The sequence below is a fragment of the Kitasatospora sp. NPDC028961 genome, from assembly GCF_055564815.1.
The window spans coordinates 38,969-58,262 of sequence record NZ_JBVHVO010000019.1; the positions used below are offsets into that span (position 1 = coordinate 38,969).

16 protein-coding genes and 1 pseudogene are annotated in these 19,294 nt (G+C 71.7%); all 17 read left to right on the forward strand.

Features of this window, described 5'->3' with window-relative positions; all coding sequences use genetic code 11:
* Positions 1 to 61 precede the first annotated feature (61 nt).
* A pseudogene (locus ACZ4UX_RS26505) lies at positions 62 to 208 on the forward strand (AAA family ATPase); the annotation flags it as partial.
* 6 nt (positions 209 to 214) lie between these two features.
* On the forward strand, positions 215 to 490 hold the full coding sequence (locus ACZ4UX_RS26510; protein ID WP_465708504.1) for a hypothetical protein: 276 nt from the start codon (positions 215 to 217) through the stop codon (positions 488 to 490).
* A 116-nt stretch (positions 491 to 606) separates the two neighbouring features.
* On the forward strand, positions 607 to 1,179 hold the full coding sequence (locus ACZ4UX_RS26515; RefSeq protein ID WP_465708505.1) for a hypothetical protein: 573 nt from the start codon (positions 607 to 609) through the stop codon (positions 1,177 to 1,179).
* Between the two features lie 41 nt (positions 1,180 to 1,220).
* A complete protein-coding gene (locus ACZ4UX_RS26520; protein ID WP_465708506.1) occupies positions 1,221 to 1,580 on the forward strand; it encodes a hypothetical protein in 360 nt (119 codons plus the stop codon).
* A gap of 335 nt (positions 1,581 to 1,915) precedes the next feature.
* Positions 1,916 to 2,521: a DNA-binding protein gene (locus ACZ4UX_RS26525; RefSeq protein ID WP_465708507.1), complete on the forward strand. Its 606-nt coding sequence runs from the start codon at positions 1,916 to 1,918 to the stop codon at positions 2,519 to 2,521.
* Between the two features lie 213 nt (positions 2,522 to 2,734).
* On the forward strand, positions 2,735 to 4,123 hold the full coding sequence (locus ACZ4UX_RS26530) for a hypothetical protein (RefSeq protein ID WP_465708508.1): 1,389 nt from the start codon (positions 2,735 to 2,737) through the stop codon (positions 4,121 to 4,123).
* Positions 4,123 to 4,776 (forward strand): hypothetical protein, encoded by a 654-nt coding sequence (locus ACZ4UX_RS26535; protein WP_465708509.1) that lies wholly within the window; start codon positions 4,123 to 4,125, stop codon positions 4,774 to 4,776. Before ACZ4UX_RS26530 ends, ACZ4UX_RS26535 begins: the two co-directional genes overlap by 1 nt.
* A complete protein-coding gene (locus ACZ4UX_RS26540; protein ID WP_465708510.1) occupies positions 4,773 to 5,477 on the forward strand; it encodes a helix-turn-helix domain containing protein in 705 nt (234 codons plus the stop codon). Before ACZ4UX_RS26535 ends, ACZ4UX_RS26540 begins: the two co-directional genes overlap by 4 nt.
* 123 nt (positions 5,478 to 5,600) lie before the next feature.
* A complete protein-coding gene (locus tag ACZ4UX_RS26545; RefSeq protein ID WP_465708511.1) occupies positions 5,601 to 7,946 on the forward strand; it encodes a helicase associated domain-containing protein in 2,346 nt (781 codons plus the stop codon).
* Positions 7,947 to 7,992: 46 nt separating this feature from the next.
* On the forward strand, positions 7,993 to 8,193 hold the full coding sequence (locus ACZ4UX_RS26550; RefSeq protein ID WP_465708512.1) for a hypothetical protein: 201 nt from the start codon (positions 7,993 to 7,995) through the stop codon (positions 8,191 to 8,193).
* Positions 8,177 to 8,353 carry a hypothetical protein gene (locus ACZ4UX_RS26555; protein WP_465708513.1) on the forward strand — a complete coding sequence of 59 codons (177 nt, stop codon included), beginning with the start codon at positions 8,177 to 8,179 and terminating at the stop codon, positions 8,351 to 8,353. Before ACZ4UX_RS26550 ends, ACZ4UX_RS26555 begins: the two co-directional genes overlap by 17 nt.
* Before the next feature lie 60 nt (positions 8,354 to 8,413).
* Positions 8,414 to 8,653: a hypothetical protein gene (locus tag ACZ4UX_RS26560; protein ID WP_465708514.1), complete on the forward strand. Its 240-nt coding sequence runs from the start codon at positions 8,414 to 8,416 to the stop codon at positions 8,651 to 8,653.
* A 430-nt stretch (positions 8,654 to 9,083) separates the two neighbouring features.
* Positions 9,084 to 15,098 carry an FxSxx-COOH system tetratricopeptide repeat protein gene (gene fxsT, locus ACZ4UX_RS26565; RefSeq protein ID WP_465708515.1) on the forward strand — a complete coding sequence of 2,005 codons (6,015 nt, stop codon included), beginning with the start codon at positions 9,084 to 9,086 and terminating at the stop codon, positions 15,096 to 15,098.
* 5 nt (positions 15,099 to 15,103) lie between these two features.
* The gene (locus tag ACZ4UX_RS26570; protein WP_465708516.1) at positions 15,104 to 16,363 is read left to right on the forward strand and encodes a CHAT domain-containing protein; all 1,260 of its coding nucleotides are present in this window, start codon (positions 15,104 to 15,106) and stop codon (positions 16,361 to 16,363) included.
* A complete protein-coding gene (locus ACZ4UX_RS26575) occupies positions 16,360 to 17,397 on the forward strand; it encodes a hypothetical protein (RefSeq protein WP_465708517.1) in 1,038 nt (345 codons plus the stop codon). Before ACZ4UX_RS26570 ends, ACZ4UX_RS26575 begins: the two co-directional genes overlap by 4 nt.
* 255 nt (positions 17,398 to 17,652) lie before the next feature.
* On the forward strand, positions 17,653 to 17,847 hold the full coding sequence (locus ACZ4UX_RS26580) for a hypothetical protein (RefSeq protein WP_465708518.1): 195 nt from the start codon (positions 17,653 to 17,655) through the stop codon (positions 17,845 to 17,847).
* Between the two features lie 630 nt (positions 17,848 to 18,477).
* On the forward strand, positions 18,478 to 18,642 hold the full coding sequence (locus ACZ4UX_RS26585; RefSeq protein WP_465708519.1) for a hypothetical protein: 165 nt from the start codon (positions 18,478 to 18,480) through the stop codon (positions 18,640 to 18,642).
* Positions 18,643 to 19,294: the final 652 nt, after the last annotated feature.

The window sequence follows — 19,294 nt, forward strand, 5'->3', positions numbered from 1 at the left end:
CCCGGGTGGGGGTAATCTGCCCGGCACCCCGCCCCGCGGCCCCAGCGAGTTCGACGCCCTGCTGCGCGAGGCCCTCGCCCTGAAACCCCGTACCCTCGTCGTCGACGAGGCCCAGTGGCTCAGCGGTGAGGCCTTCGAGTACTTCCGCTACCTCTGGGACGACCCCTACACCCAACTCGCCATCGTCTTCGTCGGCGGCGAAGGCTGCCACCAGGTGCTGCGCTGCGAACCGATGCTCTCCTCGCGCATCTTCATCTGGCAGCACTTCACCCGCCTCACGCCCGAGGAGGTCGGCTCGGTCATCCCGCTGTTCCACCCGTTGTGGGTCGACGCCGACCCGGGGGACATCGCCTGCGCCGACCAGCACGCCGCCCACGGCAACTTCCGCGCCTGGGCCCAGCTGACCGCGCACGTGCGCATCGGCCTGGAGCGCACCGGGCGGGAACGGGTGGACCGCGAGGTGCTCGGCTGGGCCTTCAGCTGGCTGTGAACCACCGCCCTCCTTCCACGCGCGGCGCCGCACACCAGGGCAGGCCCTTCGACGCCGGGCTGCGCGCGGATTCGGGCGCGTGCGAGGGGTGCCGGCCGCGTACTGGACCGCTCGCCATGACGGCGCGCGACCTGGCCGTCGACCAACTGGTGGACCCCGCAACGGTCCTGCCGGTACCGCAACGGCGCGCCCTGCCGCCGGTGACAGTGATCCTCGACCGCGGCGACGACGCCCGCTTCATCGCCGCCGCGCTGGCTGCCCACCAGCCCCGGGCCGGCCGCATCACCGTCCATCCCACCGTGGGCACAGCCCGCACCGCGGTCCTTCTCCACGACCACCTCACCGCGCTCGGCAGATCGGTGGTCGGCCTGCGGGCGCAGGGCCTGGCACAGGCGGAGCACGCGGTGCGTGTATGGATGTGGGCCGAGGGCATCCGTCATGTGATCGTCCTGCGAGCCCACCTACGTCCGAGCGTGCGGTACCTGCTCGACCTGCACGCCGGCACCGGCGCCGCCCTCACTCTCGTCTGGCACGCCCCCGTCCTCAGCCGCGACCTGGAACTCCTGTTGAACAGCGTCGATCATCGGGTCGTCGACACCATCGCGCGGCCCGTGACGCCTTCCACGAACCCGCCGCCTGCACGCCATGTGCCCCGGCCACGCCGCCCTGCACCCGGGGCCGGGTTCTGATTCCGGGCTGGGACCTTCCCGCCGCCGTGCTGCCTCCTACCGTGGTCCTGGAGAGGATCCGCCGCCATACCGCGCACCCGGTTCAGGCCGGGGCGCTTGTCGCGGCCTGGATCACCCACGCGTCAGCGCACCGTCTGCGCGGCGCGCGGCTGCAGGACCTCACCCCCGATGGCGATGAACTGGCGCTGCCGATGGCAGTCACGTGCGGCCCGGGACGCATCGGCCGATCCGCCACGACGGAGGTCTTTCGCGTCCCCGCCCGGCTGCGGCCCCACCTGCTCGCCGCCGCACGCTACCGACGCCTGGAAGGCGACGCCGAGGGCGCGCGGTTGTTCACCACGCTCCACGCAGACCGCCTGAGCTCCATGGCCGCCGCATGTGGGATCGGCATCCCCTCCTGACTCCATCAGCCTTATCCGGCCGTCGAGTTGTTCCCGGTGCAGGACTGTTAGGTACGTGATGCGGGTGCGGTTTGGACGGAGCATGGCAGACCGCGGGATTGCCTGGCATCCGGCTTTCGCTGATCGGCCGACCGCGGTCTCACTCGGCACCGACAGCGGAGGGAGGGCAGCCATCGGGCATGTTTGTACGACTTACTGAAAAGGCGTGGATGGTGTCGAAGGGGGGCGTAGAGTCGCGCTAGCGTTTCAAGTTAGGTGAATAGGCGTAGGGGGTTGTGGGTGTGTTCGTGACGACCGGGCAGGCCGGGTCGGCATTGGGGTGTTCGATCCCGACGGTGAAGAAGCTGATGGCCACCGGTGTGGTGCCGGGCGTGCGCGAGCGGGGCCGGCAGGTGTTCCCGCTGGCCGCTCTCCAGCAGTTGCAGGCCCGGCCGGTCGCGGACCTGTCCGTGCTCGGCGCTCAGGAGGTCGCGGTGCTGCGTTCGGACGCCCCGGCGCGGGTCGACGAGGCGGACCGCGAGTGGATCGGCTTCGGCACCGGCCTGGACGAGGCGCAGTTGCTGGCCGCGCTGTCCGGCTGGTGGCGGTGCGACCCGGCCCGGGTGGCTGCGGGCGGGGTGCTGCCGGTGACGGTGGCCGGGTTCGTGGTCGCGGTGTTGACCGGCCTTCAGGAGTGGGAGGCCGACGGCGCGGTCGGAACCGCGGGGCGCTACCGCTTCCCGAAGGCGCGCCTGGCCGGCTACCTGACCGACCTCACCGCCCCCGCGAACGCCGCCGACCCCACCGACCCGCAGGACGCCCGGCTGGCGGGTCTGCTGCTCGGTACCCGCCTGCCGTCGGTCTCGGGCGGCCCGATCGCCTACGTTCCCACCCGCACTGCCGACCGGCTCACTACCGCTACGACCACCGTCGATCCGGCCGACGCCGCTGAGGGGGAGTGACCCGCTGATGGACCGTAAGACGTACGCCGCAGAGCTCGCCTCTCTGCGCGAGCTGCGCACCGAGATCACGGCCGCCGAGAAGACCGTCGCCGCCGCGCAGAAGGAGCTGGACAAGCTCACTGCCCAGCGCTCGCGCCGGGTCGCCGGGCTGGCGGGGTACGAGGGCGCCCAGGCGCCGGCCGTCGCGAAGGCCACGGGCTGTCGGTCGGTGAGGTGGTGCGGATCGCGCCGCTGCTGGACCCGACTCCGGTCGCCGTCCGCGCCGCCAAGGTCGAGGACCAGGCCGCCACCGCCCCGGCCCCGGCCTCAGAGACCGAGCCGGTCGACGAGCCCGCCGTCGCGGTCGCCCCGGCGCTGACCCGCCCCGCCCCCGTCCTCGCGCAGCCGGTCCCGGCCCCGGTCGAGGACCACCAGGTCGTCGCCGAGCAGCCCGCCCCGGCCGAGCCCGCTCGTGCTGCGCAGGTCGTCCCGGTCGCCGGGGAGACAGAACCCGGCGTACAGGCCACCTCGGACCCCACCACCGCGTCGATCACCAGAGCCACCGGGCAGGATGCGGCCGCTGCGGTCGCCGCCCCGGTGCGTCCGGTGGCCCAGGCGGTCGGTCCGCGTGAGCTGCCGACCGTCCCGGAGGGACCGGCGGGTGCCCGGTTCGAGGCGGTGACCACGGGCCTGGTCTCCAAGCGTCCGAACTTCACGCAGCAGGCCCGCTCGACGGTGTTCCTGGACGCGGCGGCCGGTGTGCTGGCCGTGCGCGACCGCGTGGTGCGCCTCGACCTCGGCGCCCGCACCCCGGGCGAGATCCTGGACGCCGTCCTGGCCACCGCGCCCGGCACCGAGCGGATCTACATCACGGCCGGCGCCCCGTGGCACGACGGCGCCGAGCGCTACTCCACGCTCAAGGACGCGGTCGCGGCCTGGCTGAACACCCCGTCGCCCCGGTGGACGACCGCTGTCGGGTCGGGCCGGGACAAGTTGGCCGGGCACTTCGTCCACCAGCGCCAGCCGGTCGGCTGCTACGCCCCCGCCGCCGCTCCCGACAGCGGCAGTACGGAGATCCGCAGCATGGGGGAGTGGTTCGACCCGGCAGATGCCGACGTCGTCACCTGCCGGGACGCCTTCCGGCTGCTGTGGCAGGCACTGCGCCGGCACTGGGACGACGCGGTGCTGATGGGCTCCCCCAGCCAGACGGGCCGGGACCTGTGGTCGCGCACCACCCCCACGACCGGCAAGTGGGCCGGGGGTTACCCGGTGCTGTCGGAGGAGCTGCGCGGCCTGCTGCACGCGACCGGTGGCCAGGGCCGTACCGAGCTGATCCTGCCGCCGCGCGTGCCGGAGCAGCTGCCCGCGCTGGTGGAGTACGACCGCACCTTCGCCTACGCCAAGCACGTGTGGAAGTCCCCGGTGGGCACCCCGCGCCGGATCACCGCGCAGGCGTTCGCCGCGATGACCGAGGCTGAGCAGACGAAGGCGCTGATGTCCTGCTCGCACTGGAACGTCCGGGTCACCGTCCCGGCCGGCTGGAACCACGTCGGCCTGCTGCCCGCGCCGGTGACCGGTGAGCGCGCCTGGGTCAGATCCACCTGGCGCTGTCCAACCACCTGATGCCGTGGAAGGTCGAGATCCTCGGCGGCCTGCTGTTCGAGGACGGCAAGCCCTTGGACGAGTGGGGCAAGCGGTTGAAGGCCGCGTGGGCGGACCTGACCAACCTGTCGAAGCTGCACGGCGACGAGCGCCAGCGCCAGGCGGCCTACCTCGCCTCCCGCGCGGTCCGGTCGGTGCTGCTGTTCGGCCTGGGGGGCTTCGCGCAGCGCCCGCGCCTGGTCTCCGGCACCACCCCGCTCGGCGAGGCGCTCCCGGCCGGGGTGGAGATCCTCGGCCACGACGACCAGGTCGTCACCTGGCAGCGGCAGGCCGGCTTCTCCCGCGACCCCTACGCCCACCCGGAGTGGGCCGCCTACGTGTGGTCCGGGGCGCGGGCGGCGCTGCTGGACATGAAGTACCGGCAGGGCAAGGAGGTCATCGGCCACGCCGGCGCCCTCCACGCCGAGCCCGGCACGGTCGTCTACTTCGGCACCGACGGCATCGCCCTGACCGAGCGCCAGATGTGGCCCTACCGGGGCGAGCCCGGCGACTACCTCCTCAAGGGCCACCTCACCGGACCAGTTCCACACCCCACCAGCCAGGAGCAGTACCTGCAGCTGCGCGGCCAGGGCCGTGCCGAACTCGCCGCCGCTGAGAAGGGCGCTGACCAGTGAGCCCCGCCGATCCGAACCAGCCGAACGAGGCCGCGCGCCTCACCCAGCAGCTCATTGACGAGGGCTACACCAAGCGCCAGGTGGCCAAGATGCTGGGCCGCGACGCGTCCCTGGTCTCGCAGTTCTTCACCAAGGGCAAGGGTAAGGCGTTCGTCAGCGCGCTGTGCCAGGTCGTCCGGGCGGTGCGCGGCGGCGAGCGTGACGAGGAGGCCCTGTCCGGGATCGCCGAGGCGAACACCACCCGCCGCCGGACCAAGACCGGGCAGAAGGCGCGGGTGCGGGGCAAGGACGTCGTCGGCGAGGCGGGCGGCTCGATGGCTGGCCGGGCCGGAAAGCAGGCCATCAAGTCCGGCGCCTCCCACCTCGCCCCGGTGGTGCACGAGACCGGCCAGGCCGGCGGCCGCCTGGCCTTCACCGTCCGAATGAAGGCCGACCAGTACGTCTACAGCGCGGGCTCGGAGAAGGACTCGCCGGGGCTGCGCCGGGGGTTCATCCCGCGCTCCGACGGCACCGAGGAGCGCACCTACGGCTCCAGTTCGTCCGGCGGCTTCGACGCGGCCGAGTGGTCCCAGCGCGTCGCCGAGCACCACGGCGACGTCACCGAGGCCATGAAGGAGTGGCTGGTGGAGACCGGCCGCGCGGTGGAGGACGCCGACATCGCGTACCTGGAAGTCCGCGGCTGGGTGCCCCCCGAGCAGTAGTCCCCGGTCGGCCTCTCCCCAACCATGACCTGGCCCCGGGGAGAGGCCGCCCACCCCGGACCCTGCCACATCACTCACCCACCCAGACGAGCCGTCTCAGCATCCGAGGGAGAACCCCGCGCCGTGGACACCACGACCACCACCACTGCCATCGAGGACGTCCCGGCCGGCCTGCGCGGCCCGGTTTCGCTGCCCGCCCAGCCCGAGCCGCCCGTCCTGGTCAACCCGTTGCCGCTGCACTGGTTCCAGAAGGACGCCGTCGCGGCCGCGGTGAAGGCCGTCAAGAACGGCGGCCGCGCCACCGTCGTCGCCGCCACCGGCTCCGGCAAGACCCTGATCGCCGCCGGCTGCGCCCGCCGCCTCGCGGCGAAGGGGCGGGTGCTGGTGCTGGTGCCGACGATCGAGTTGCTGGAGCAGACCGCCGCCGCCTGGCCGCTCAAGGGCGGCCGTCGGGGCCTGGCCGTGGCGGCGTGCTCGCGGGCGGAGGCGCTGGAGAGCGCGGAGGCCGGCGGCCGCGTGGAGGCCCAGGTGACCACGCAGGCCGCCCGGATCGCGGACCTGGTCGCCCAGGAGAAGGCGGGCGAGCCGGTCACCGTCTACGCGACCTACGCCTCTCTGGAGCGCATCGTCCAGGCCCACCGCGACTTCGGCCTGCCCGTCTGGGACGTCGTGATCATCGACGAGGCCCACCGGACCGCGGGCTCCGAAGGTAAGGCGTGGGCGGCGGTCCACGCGGACGAGAAGGTCCCCGCGCAGCGGCGGCTGTACTTCACCGCCACCCCGAAGATCGCCGACGACATCCGCGCGAAGGCCGGCTTGGCCGACCTCACCGCCGACACCGACGGCCAGGGCGCGGAGCAGCTGCCCGCGCTCTGCTCCATGACGGACACCTCGATCTACGGCGAGACCGTCTACACCTGGACACTGCAACAGGGCATCGAACACGGCTACCTCGCCGACTACCGCGTCCTGGTACCCGTCGTCACCGACGAGGACCTGCGCGAACTCCTCAACCTGCCCGCCGTCGCCGACCTCCGATCCCAGCGCACCAACGAGGAACTCCTCAGGCTCGCGCTGCAGATCGCGGTGCTGCGCGCCGTCGCCGACCTGCAGCTGCGCCGGGTCATCACCTTTCACTCCCGGGTCGCCGCGGCGCGGGAGTTCGCCACGACCATGAACGCCACAGCGGAACTGCTCCCCGACAAGGACCGGCCGGAGCGGGTGACCGCGCTCGCGGTGGCCGGCTCGGACCGCCTCTCGGAGCGCCGTGCGGCGTTCGCGACCTTCTCGGCCTCCACCGGCGAGCGGCCCGGGGAGGAGGGTGAGGAGTGCTGCATCATCTGCAACAGCCGGCTCCTGAACGAGGGCATCGACGTGGCCGCCGTGGACGCCATCGTCTTCGCGGACCCGAAGTCGAGCGTCATCGACGTCGTCCAGGCCGTCGGCCGGGCCCTGCGCCAGTCCTACCGGCAGGGCAAGGTGTCCTGGGTCATCATCCCCGTCTACCTGCCCACCCCCGAGATCGGCGACGACTCGACGGCCGCCGACCCGGCCGAGATCCAGGACGCGGGCGAGGCCGTGAAGGCGGAGGCCGACGACGAGATCGAGGCCAGCTCGTTCCGCACCATCTGGCGCGTCCTGCGGGCCCTGGCGGCCCACGACGCCCGGGCAGTCGGCCGGATCACCGAGCTGCGTACCAAGCGGGTGGGGGAGAACGACGACGTCACCGAGTCGGAGGTGGACGAGGAGTCCGGCGAGGCCGCGGATGCCGAGCAGCCGGCCCAGGAGTCGCCGGTGGAGTGGCTGCGGATCAACGCCCGCAAGCACGCCGCGCAGATCCTCCAGACGGTGAAGCTGCGGGCGTTCAACCCGCGCGCCACCGAGTGGCAGCGCATGTATCAACTGGCCGCCGCGTTCCACACCGGGCACCACCACCTCGACCCCACCGACAAGACCCGCGACGGCGCGCTGATCTCCTGGCTCGACCGCCAGCGCTACCTCCACGGTGCCGGCCTGCTCGCCCCGGTCCGCATCCACGAACTCGACCAGCTCGGCATGATCTGGGACAAGCATGCCCGCTCCTGGGACCACGGCTACGCCCACGCCCGCGCCTGGGCCCAGACGCACGGGCACCTGGCGATCCCGGCCGCCGAGAAGCTCGACGGCCACGCCGTGGGCGCCTGGATCGGACGCCAGCGCAAGAACACCAAGCTCACAGCCGCCCAGGACGCCAAGCTCACCGCGCTGGACGCGATGTGGCGCATCGACCCGGACTGGAACCGTTCCTACCGCCGCCTGCTCGCCTACCTCGCCGCCGGCGGCACCCTCACCGGTCCCGCCAACCGCACCGGCGGCGAAGGCGACCCGACCTTCCGGCCCGGCGCCTGGCTGCGCAAGCAGGACAAGGCCCAGCTCGACGGCAAGCTCAGCTCCCAGCAGGCCGCCCTGCTCGACGCCCTCCATACCTGACCAACACTGCACCGCCGCCGAGGAACACGACCGAAGGGGACCCACCATGGACGAGCACGAGGAGCGGTTCCCGCTCGGGCACTACCGGCACGCCGACGGCGAGCTGATGATGCCGGCCAGCCACGTGAGCGCCCTGCTGCGCCACACCGCGGAGACGTTCCGGCTGTGGCGGGTGCGGGGCGAGGTGCGGATGGACCTGGAGACCACCGCCCGGCTGTACGACTGCCTGGGTGCAGTACGCCGCTGACCTCGACACCTCAATCGCTCTCGCCGACGCATACGGCCAGAGCGACCCGGACCCGGTGACGGACCGCGCGCGGGCGGACGATCTCGCCCAGCATCTGGCCGAGGTGACCGGTGCCTACCTCGGCGCCGGGGAGTCCTCTGCGGCACTGGCTGTCGGCTGACCCCAACGCCCCGCCGTCCCTGGCCCCGGCTGGGGCGGCCCGCTTCTTCCAAGGAGACGAGTGAGTACCACCCACACCACCTGGTACGCACAGTGGGAGTGCAGCTGCGGCGACGGCGGGGACGAGCTCTTCGAGGACGGCACCATGGTCGACGCCGACCACGACTGCGAGGAGGACCACGGCGGCGAGATCGGCTGGGAGGGGCGCGCCGAATGCGGTTCCTGCGGCTGGTCCCTGGAGACCCAGTTCGCCGACGGCGACTGGGTCGAGGCTGACCACGACTGCGAAGGCGACCAGTAGCACCACCACCCACGGGGACGGCCCGAGGCGCGGGACGCCCTGCACTGCTTCGTGAAGGAGAGAGGCGCATGCGCCTCCTTGGTGACCGACCTCCGCCGGCCATAACCGCGAGCAGGTCTCCGCCGCGGTCGCCCGGATCGAGTTCGACACCCTGGACTTCGCGCAGGGCAACGTCGCCGCCACCGGACCGAGTACACACTCCATCGCCCGTCAGGTCTACAAGCACAGCACCCGCTCATCAGCCACCCGCAACTCGCTTCTCCGGACCGCTTGACGATCTACTAGGAGTTCCGGTTCTGCTCCCGCTCTGTGGAGAACCGCTGACACCGTGCAGGGCCTCCACTACGGTGGGCGTGCAGAGCAGGTCACGGGGGCGGGAGTGCGCGTAGTGTCGATGTCCGTGACGGGACATGTCCGCCCTGAGAGTGGCATGCCCGACCCTGAACCCTACGAACAGCGTCGCCGCCCCGGCTCACCTTCGGCCGCCGATGGAGACCCGCACACGGCAGTCCTCCCGACCGGGGCCGCGCGCGCCGCACAGACCGTCGAGGCCACCACGCCGACGCCCAACCTGCCGCCTCGCGCCGCAGGCCGGCTCATCGGCCGGGAGCGCGAGGCGCGCGCCGTCGCTGATGCCCTGGCCCATGCGGACGGCGGCGGACTGGTCACCCAGGCCACCACTCTGCACGGCCTCGGCGGTGTCGGTAAGACCAGCCTTGCCCTGCACCACGCCTATGCCAACGCCGGTCACTACCGGCTGATCTGGTGGCTCACCGCCGAGTCCGCCGAGCAGCTCGCCGAGGCCTTCGCCGGGCTCGCCGTCCACCTTCACCCCTCCTGGGCCCTCACCGCTCCGCCCAGCCAGCAGGTCGAGTGGGCCATTGCCTGGCTGCGCGCCCACGACCGCTGGCTGCTGGTCTACGACAACGCCGAGGATCCGGCCGACCTCACTCCCTACGTCGGCCGCCTGCTCGGCTGCGGACACCAGTTGGTCACCAGCCGACGGGCGAGCGGCTGGCACCCGGGGATCCGCCCAGTCCGCGTCGACGTCCTTGACGGCCCCGAGGCCGCCCAGTTGCTCTGCGGGACGGCCTACCACGACTCGACGGTCGATCCGGCCGCACGGGACCAGGCCCGGGTGCTCGCCGACGAGCTCGGCCACCTGCCGATCGCCCTCGCCCAGGCCGGCGCCTACGTCCACCAGACCGGCACCTCCTTCGCCGCGTACCGCGAACTGCTTCGCGCCACCGGGCCGGTGGGGCCCGGTGCCGAGTCCACCGTCGCCCGGCTGTGGCACACCACCCTGCGGACCGTCCAGCACACCGCCCCCTTCGCCGTCGAGCTGCTGCGCACCTTGGCTTGGTATGCCCCCGAGGCACTGCCGCGCGAGGTGCTCACCCCGTTCGGTTCGCGCCGGCCCGACGAGGTCGACCGGGCGCTGCGGCTCCTCGCCGATTACCACCTGATCACCCTCGGTGAGACCGTCACCGTGCACCGACTGCTCCAGGCAGTGCTGCGGGAGGCCGAGTTCCGGGGTCGCGCCGAGCAGCACCTAGCGCGGGTGGCATCTTGCCTTTGGCCGGAAGCCGGTCCTGAGATGCGGCGGGCGCTGCTGCCGCACGTCCGGGAACTGGCCGACAGCGGTCCGTCGCCGAAGCCGACCGCTGAGAGCATCGCCCTGTACGGCCTGGCAGCGGCCGAACTCACCGACCAGACGCAACGGGTGTATGCCGTCCGGCTGGTGGAGGCGATGGCGGACGGGCAGCGGCGGCTGCTCGGCGAGGACCACCCGGACACCCTCACCTCCCTCGGGCGGCTCGGCCGGCTGCAGGCCAAGACCGGCGATCCCGTGCGGGCCGTGGAGCTGTGCCGGGCCGTCGTTGCCCGGCGCACCCGGGCCCAGGGCGCGGACCACCCCGCCACCCTTGCCGACCGGCACACGCTCGCCCAGGGCTACCGCCGGGCTGGTCGACACGCCCTGTCCGTGGAGGAGTTCCAGGGTGTTGTCGCCGACCGGGCCCGGGTGTTGGGGCCGGACCACGCCGACACTTTGCACAGCCGGGCGAGCCTGGCGTACGCCCTCCAGATGGCGGGGCAGCACCGGGAGGCCGTCGCCGAGTACGAGCGGCTGGTGGCGGACACAGAGCGGGTGCTCGGGCCGGACCACCCGGTGGTGGTGACCCGCAGCAGCGGCCTCGCGTTCGCGCAACTCGCGGCGGGACTGCACGGGCTGGCGATCGCCCGGTACGAGCAGGTGGTCGCCGACCGCACCCGCCTGCTGGCCGCGGACCACCCGGAGACCCTGAACAGCCGCCGTTGGCTGGCAGCCGCCCACGCCGACACGGGCGACCACCTCGCGGCGATCGCCGCCTACCAGGCCCTCGTCGCGGACTGCACCCGGGTGCAGGGGCCGGACCACCCACAGACGCTCTACGCCCGCGAGCGACTGGCTTTGCTTCACCGCGAGTCTGGCCGCCCTGCCCTCGCCGTCGCCCAGTTCGAGGAGGTCGTCCTCTCCTACGGCCGGGTGCTCGGTCCCGATCATCCGCACACCTTCAACGCGCGCAGCGGCCTGGCCCGCGCCCACCGGGAGGCGGGCGCACCCGTCCTCGCGGTCGAGCAGCACCGGACTCTGATCCGTGACCGTACCCGGGTCCAGGGCGAGGCCCACCCCGACACCCTGGAGGAGCGCAGCTTCCTGGGGTTCGCGCTGCGCGTCGCGGGACTGCCCGCCCTCGAAGTCGAGGAACTGGAACGCTTGGTGGCCGACCGGGTCCGGCTCCAGGGCCCCGACCACCCCGACACCCTGGAGGAACGCTCCGGTCTGGCCCGCGCTATGCACGCCGCTGGCCGCCCGCGCGAGGCCCTCGCCGCGCGGGAGCAACTGGCCGCTGACCGGCTGCGCGTCAACGGTCCCGAGCATTTCGAGACCTTCGACGCCCGGCTGTGGTTAGCCCGCTCCGTCGACGAGGCGGGCGAACACCGGCGGGCGGCGGATCTGTGCGACCGGCTGGTCGTCGACCGGCAGCGGGTCCTCGGCCCGGACCATTCGGACGTGCTCACCACCCGGTGGTGGCAGGCCTCGATCCACAGCAACGCCTGCGACTACGGCGAGGCGCTGGCGCTCTTCGAGGCGCTGCTGGCTGACCGTACCCGCCTCCAGGGGCCTGACCACCCCGATGTCCTCAACACGCGCTGGTGGCTGGCGGCCGCCCACCGGAACCTCGGCCGACACCGTGAGGCGCTGGCGCTCTTCGAGGCGCTGCTGGCTGACCGTACCCGCCTCCAGGGGCCTGACCACCCCGATGTCCTCAACACGCGCTTCTGGATCGGTCACAGCCATCAGGTGCTGGGCGACTACCGCCGTGCACTGGACCTCTACGAAGCCCTGGTTACCGACCACGTCCGGATCAACGGGCCCGATCACCCCGGCACCCTAGATGCCCGCTTCAACTGCCTGCCGGCCTGCCTGGGCGCTGGCCACTACCGGCGAGCCGTCGAGCTGGCGGAGTCCCTGGTGGCCGACCGGATCCGCCTCCTGGGCGCCGAGCACCCCGACTCCCTGACCGCCCGCCAATGGCTGGCCACCGCCCACGGAGACGCGCGCAACCACCGTCGGTCGGCCAGCCTGCTCGAAGCGCTCGTCACGGACCGCGCCCGGATCCAGGGCCCCGACCACTCCCACACGCTCTTCGCTCGACTAAACCTCGCGCTCGCCCGTCGGAACGCCGGCGACCACCGGCAGGCGGTAGCCATGCTGGAGGAAGTCGGTCACGACTTCGCACGAGCCCTTGGCCCCAACCATCCGGGCACCCTCAACGTCGGTGTCTGGCAGGCGTTCACCTGTCGGCTAGCCGGTGACCATCGCCGGGCCGCCGCGCTGATCGAGGAACTCGTCATCGATCACACCCGGGTATTCGGGCCGGACCATCCGAGTACCTTGCGCTGCCGTCGTGAGCTTGCCTCGATCCGGCAGGCTTCCGGCGAACACTCACAGGCCCTCGCCGAGTTCACCTCCCTCGCGGCCGATCACACCCGCGTTGATGGGGCGGACCACCAGCAGACACTGGAGATCCGCCAAGAGCTGGCACGGTCACACTCCCAGGCAGGCCACCACCGTTTTGCCACGGAGGCGTTCCTGAGCCTGATCGCTGACCGTACAAGGGTTCAAGGCACCAACCACCACGCCACTCTCACCACTCGCTGGTGGCACGCCCTGGCCCATGACACGGCCCGTGATCACGGCGTTGCGAGCGAGCTCTTCGGTGACCTGGCGGCCGACCGCACACGGGTGCTCGGCGCCGAGCACCCGGACACCCTGTTCACCCGGGCGTGCCAGGTCTCCTCCTGCCGACTGGCCGGCGACTTCCGGCAGGCGCTGCGCCTGGGCGAGGCCCTGGTTGCTGACCAGGATCGGATCCAGGGCCCCGATCACGCAGACAGCCTTGATGCCCGCCTAGTCCTTGCGATGGTCCACCAGGGCTCGGGCAACCACCTGCTCAGTATCCGCCTCAGCGAGGCCTTGGTACACGACCGCACCCGGATCTTCGGTCCCGACCATCCGAGCGTGCTCACCGCCCGGAGCGTTCTCGCCACCAGCCGGGGGTTTGCCGGCTTGTTCCCTCAGGCCATCATCGACTGGCAACTGCTCGCGGCGGACTACGCCCGCATCTACGGACCGGAGCATCCCGACAGCCTGCTCACCCGTTCCAGGCTGGCCCGGGACATCCGCTCGACTGGTGAACTCGACCGGGCCGCTGGCCTTTTCACCGAGCTGATCGCCGTCCGGGCCCGGGTCCAGGGCCCGGACCATGCGGACACTCTCAATGACCGGTCCGAACTCGCCTACACCCACCGGCTCAGCGGCCGCCATCGTCGGGACGCCGCCGAACGGCAGGCGCTCGTCGCCGACCACATTCGGATTAACGGTCCCGGCCACCCCGCCACACTCGCCGCCCAGGAGCGCAGCGGCCACGCGCTCCGCCACGGATGGGACTACGAGCGCGCGAACTCGCTCTACCGGTCCGTCCTCGCGGACCGCAGCCGGATCCTGGGAGCCGGCCACCCGGACACCCTCGACGTCCGGGACAGCATCGCGCTCAACCTCTTCGAGGCGGGCCAGCATACTGAGTCGGTCAGGTACTACGACGAGACACTGGCCCTCGCTGTCGAGGTGCTCGCGCCCGATCATCAGTTGGTGCGGAGGATTCGGCGTGACCGCGCCAAGGCCCTGATCCTCGACGGCCGCCCCGGCGTCGCCGCCGTCGAACTGTCTCCGATGACGCACGACGCGGCCGAGCCGGTCGCGGTGGGCTTGCCGGACCGGATCCACGCCGGCTGCCTGCTCGCCTTCGCCCAGAACCTGAGCGGAAAGCCGGAGGCGGCCCTGGCCCTGGCCGGCTACTTGGTCTCCACTGCCGCCGAAGCTCTCGGCGACCCGGACCACGCGACGGTCACCGCCCGGCTCACCCAGGCACTCCTGCTGGCCGGTGGCCCCCGTCCGCTACGTGCCGTCGTCCGCCTGGAGGAACTGGCGGAGACCTGCTCCGGGAGCCGGGGACCGCGCAGCAGCCTTACCCTGAAGGTCCGGCAGGCCCTCGCCCACGCCAGGCTGAGCGCGGGGGACCCCCACGGGGCCGTCCGGGTGTATGAGCGGATCATCACCGACCAGATTCCGGTCGTGGGGGTCGCATCCATTACCGCGCTGCTGGCTGGCCATCGGGAGGCCGACGACCTCACCGTCAGCGTCGGCGCCATCCGCCCCGGACCCCTGCCGTTGTATCCCACCCTCGCCGTCGACCTGGCCCAGGCGCTCGCCGCCACCGGCCGCCGGGATGCCGCCCGGACGCTGCTGGAAGCGGTCCGCGTCGGCCGCGAGGCACTGATGGGAGCCGGCCACCCGCTGGCCGCCGAGGCCCGTAGCGTGCTGGGCGGGCTCCCCGGTGGATCCCCGCCCGACCACCACCTGCGGCTCGCTCCGAGCGAGACCGCTCCCACGCCGACCGCCGCGCTGCGCCCCCGCCGCTCCCGCGGCGCGATGCACCGCGCCGTTGAACCAACGCTGCGCCACCCGGCCTGGCAGCCGCGCCTGACCCTCACCACCGATCCGGCCGTGGGTGCCACCACCCACCTGGAGCTGCGCCTCGAATCTGCCGACGCCACCGCCGACCCAGTCGCCCTGCCGGATTTGTACCTAGTCGCCGCAGTGACCCCGGACGCGGCTCTCGACCCATCCGCCACGAACTACACCCCCGCTGGCGAGCCCGCGCGGTTCGCGCTCACCCCCGCCGCGCCCGGGCCGCACACTGTCCGGATCACTGTCTTCGACCAGGGGCACGGCGCCGTCCTCCAGGACCTCTCCGCCGTCCTGGACGTCCCCGTCGCCTCGGATCAATCAGCCACCGTGGATGAGCCCACCTCCATCGCATTCCAGGAGCAGGAGTAATCGACGTGTCCCTGGACCTCGATGTCCTCGTCCGGCAGAACCCCTCTGCCGACTACACCCGGTTGCCTCAGCAGGCGGGCCCGGCCGACACCGGCCAACCAAAGGGCATGGCGCCGCTGGACCTCGTTGTCTCCCTCCGCCGCCACGGTGACGAGCTGCACATCAGTGCCTTCCGTCCGGGCGAGCGCACCCCCGCCACCCGCATGCACCGGGCGCGACTGACCGTTCCCGCGTCGGCACTGCTCGCCAAGGCCGCCCGGCTGCGCTCTGTCTGGCGCGACCGGCTGATCGGCTACGACCCTGACCCGCTCGATCCGTACCCCTTCGCCACCGCTGTCGACTTCACTCCGTACGCTGTCGTCGCCGAGCGCAAGGTTGCCGAACTCGCCGAGGAGGGACGCTACTTCATGGAGACCATGTTCGACGGGACGGACCGCAGCCTGGTCCGCTTCCGGGAGTACCTCACCGCCACCCTCACCGAACACGGCTCGCTGCGGATCAGCTTCGACTCCGACCTCCATCTGCCATGGCCGATGCTCGCTGTGGACACTGGCCAGCCCGACCCCTGGGTTGACTTCCTCGGCCACCGCCACCAGATCGAGCAGACCAACGCCGCCTACCCGCCGATCCAGCCGCCCAACTCCGCCCGCGCCAAGCCCGTCACCAGCCTCAACACCGACGACCAGCTCACCGGCATCGGACGGGCGCCGGAGGTACGCAAGCTGCTGGAGAATCGCTCCCAGCTCACTGTGCGCACCGACTCGGACCTCCTCCTGGAGGCGCTGTCCGCAGCCGTGCTGGACGAGGACGTCATGTACTTCTGGTGCCACGGCCAATTCGTCGCCAACGATTCCCCGTACGAGCAGCTCGCCGTTCGGCTCTCCGATGACCGGCACATCGACGCCGAGCTGGTGCGCCGACACCGCCGACGCCACCAGGACCGGCCAGATGCCGTCTTCCGGCCGTTCGTGCTGCTGAATGCCTGCCACACCGGGCAGTCAGCGGCGGCCGAACTCGACCACCTCGGTCGGGCCTTGATCGACCTTGGCGCGGATGGGGTACTCGGGCCCCAACTCCAGATCCCGCAGGAGTTCGCCGCCGAGTACGCCTTCGCCTTCCTGGACCACTACCTGACCGGCGAGTTCACCGCCGGGGAGATCACCCAGCAACTGGTGCGCTGGTTCGCCTACGAGTACCGCAACCCGCTGGCGCTCGCATACTCCCTCCACTGCGGCATCGACAGCATCCTGGAGCTCAACCCGTGAACTCCACTCCCCCTACCTCCGTAAGGCCATCAACGGTCGATCTGGACGAGCAAGGCCGGCTACTCGTCCCCGGGACGACGACGCCCGTCCCGGACGCGCGGGTCGCCGACCACCTGGCCCGCCACCTGCGGATCCCCGAGTGGGCGACCGACCTGTTCGTCTACGTCCACGGCTGGCAGACCAACCCCGACGCCGCCGATCGGACCGCCGCCGCGCTGATCAACCGGGCCGCCCTGCTGCACCACGCCGCACCGTCCGCCTACCCGGGGCTCACCGCTGGGTTCCGCCCCTGGTGCGTGGTGGTGCGCTGGCCTTCCTCCAGCCTGCCGAGCCTGCATGGCTACCGGCGGATCCGGGAGCGCGCGCACGCGATGAGCGCTCGCGGCCAGGCCGGGCGGATCCTCGGCCACCTGCTGGGCTACCTCGACTCCGGCCGCGGCCGGCCAGACGCCCCGCGCGTCCTGGCCAACCGTCACGGCCAGTACCTCCATCTGCTCGGGCACTCCTTTGGTGGCCGGTTCCTCTGCGAGGCTGTCCAGTACGCGGCCGATCGTCCGGCCGGCCCCCCGGTGCTGAGCTGGACCTCCCGGCCCGGCGACCTGAGCCGTCCGTTCACCGTCGATAGCGCCCTGGTCTTCCAGATGGCTGCACCCCGCGACGCCTTCACCCGGCTGTTCCCCCGGCTGTTCCTCGGCCCCGGCCGGGCCGGCGCCCCGCTACGCGGCCCGCTGGTTCTGACCCACTCCCGTTGGGACCGTGCTACCGGCTTCTGGCACCTGCGCGCCGAGGGCCTGCCGGGCATCGGCCACTCCGGTACCAGCTCCGCCCCGGTCCCTCACTTCAGCACCCGGCTCCGCCCGGCTGACGCGCCGTACCCGCACGTCGAACTCGACCACCCGATCGTCAACGTCGACGCCAGCCACGTGTACCGGGGTGGCCTTGTTGCCCGGCTGAACCCTTCCGGCGCCCACTCCGACTTCCAGCACCCGGAATCCGCCCACCTGCTGCTCAGCCTTGCCTCCCACTCCCGCTGAGTCGGACTCCTGCGTGGACTGCGGCGCGGTTCCGGAGCGGGAACGAGTCTGGACCGAGGACGACGGCTACTGGACGGACCGCAAGGGCGGGACCTGTCACCCCTGCCACCAGGAGCGCGAGGCGGCCCAGGCGCTCCGGGAGGACCAGGAGCAGCTGGAGGTGACCCGTGCCGCGCACGAGCGCCGTGCTGGACGTGTACGGGGCCGCTCGGCGGACCGTTCGGCTCCGAGGGTGAGCTGCGGGAGCAGGCGCCGATGCGGGACGCGCAGGGCCCGGCCTGCGCCGCTGTCCGGGAGGAGGAGGACCTCGGTCCGCTGTGGCTGCCGCTGCCCACGGCGAAGGAATGGAAGCTGCTCGGCAAGAAGAAGCTGGACGACCCGTGGTGGGAGGTTCTGGTTCTGCACGCGGAGCTCTGCCCCGTCCTGAAGCGCCCCGGGGCGACCGCCTGAGCAGGGACGGCCGGGAGGAGGAGCTGTTGGGGTTGGTTGGGGCGGGGTGGTTCGTCGGGCGGGGCTGGCAGGGCGGGGTCGGTCCCGGGTTGTGGGTGGTCCACCCTCCGTAGTGGGCCTGGGCTGGGCTGATGGTCTGGGGTGGACTACCGGGCCGGGCCGCCGTGACGCCGCGTCCACCCGCCGGTGCTGGGCTTCGCGCGGCGCTGCCCGCGGCCCGCAGGTGCGTGCTCTTCGATGTGAGCGAGGCTGGTCGGCCGCTGCTGCGGACGTCGCCCTGGTCCGGCCGGCCCGGCCCGCGCTCCGGTTTGGGTGCGCCCCGTCCGCCGGCTGCCCGTCAGGCCCGGGGCCCTGCCCACCGTCGCCCCGGTCCGCCGGCCCATTCTTCTGAAGAGGTCTCAATCGATGGGCGCGCGGTTCGGCCGCCCGACCGGGCCCCTTACAGATTCTTCCGCCCTCAGGCCGCTTTCATTTCCCCAACGGAGGGTCAGTTGGGTAATCTTCGTCCCTGGTGAAGATTTTCTCCTCTACCGCCACCGATAGGTGTGCCGTCACCCAGCATGCCGTCGGCCCCAGCCCCCGGCTCTCAATCGGTGTCCGGGTCCACTGGTAGAAGCGGAGGAATCTGCATTGTCCCGATCGGAACAGCCCTCGGAGCGATTGGCGAGGGCGATCGAGCGGGAGGAGCGTCGTGTCGAGCGGCGCCACCAGGTCAGGCTGGAGAAGTGGAGGTTCGCCACCGCGATGGTGGCGTACCTGGCCCCCATCCTGACGCTCCTGCTTCACAGGAGCTGAACGGCGACGCGTTTGCCCAAACGCGTCGCCGCCCTGGTGGTTGCTGCGCCTGATGCGGCGTAGCTTCCCCAACGGCTGGCCCGCCTAGGTTCCATCCCTGGGAGCGGGTCAGCCACAACTTTTTACGAGCCGTTCGCACTGTAACGCGAAACTTTCTCCCGTTATGTAATCCAAGTCCGGTTCATCCCGATTGAAAACTCTTTGCTCTACTTGGTATCGTTTTCGGATACTTATTCCATGATGATTGGAACTTAGCGTCGTGGAACGAGATAGAGATTTACAAGTCTGTTGACGTTGCGATGGTATCACCCAAGAACCTCAAATGACTGTCATTCACTCCGGGGGACTGTTCTACAGGCAACTTCCTGAGCGGTGTTCGGTGCGCGTGTACTGCTGCGGGCCCGGCACTGCCACGGGCGGCCCGCTGCGACCGGCATGATTCGCAGTTGGTGTGTCCGCTGGCCACCCCCACCCCGCCGGGCCACTGCCCGGTCTGTGCTACCGCTGGCTTCCCCAGGCTGGGCGCGCCGCTACTGCACCGACTGGTGCGGCTACCGGGCCCGGTAGCCGCACCAGCGGGGATGGCTTCCCGACCGATCACCAGGCACGGTAACTTCTGCTCTACCCTCCTCCCCGTCCGGGCGGACCAAGG

Excerpts from the sequence above, each read along its gene's own strand:
- ACZ4UX_RS26515 (WP_465708505.1), top strand. The coding sequence starts at position 607 with ATGACGGCGCGCGACCTGGCCGTCGACCAACTGGTGGACCCCGCAACG.
- ACZ4UX_RS26535 (WP_465708509.1), top strand. The coding sequence starts at position 4,123 with ATGCCGTGGAAGGTCGAGATCCTCGGCGGCCTGCTGTTCGAGGACGGC.
- ACZ4UX_RS26550 (WP_465708512.1), top strand. The coding sequence starts at position 7,993 with ATGGACGAGCACGAGGAGCGGTTCCCGCTCGGGCACTACCGGCACGCC.
- fxsT (WP_465708515.1), top strand. The coding sequence starts at position 9,084 with ATGCCCGACCCTGAACCCTACGAACAGCGTCGCCGCCCCGGCTCACCT.
- ACZ4UX_RS26580 (WP_465708518.1), top strand. The coding sequence starts at position 17,653 with ATGCGGGACGCGCAGGGCCCGGCCTGCGCCGCTGTCCGGGAGGAGGAG.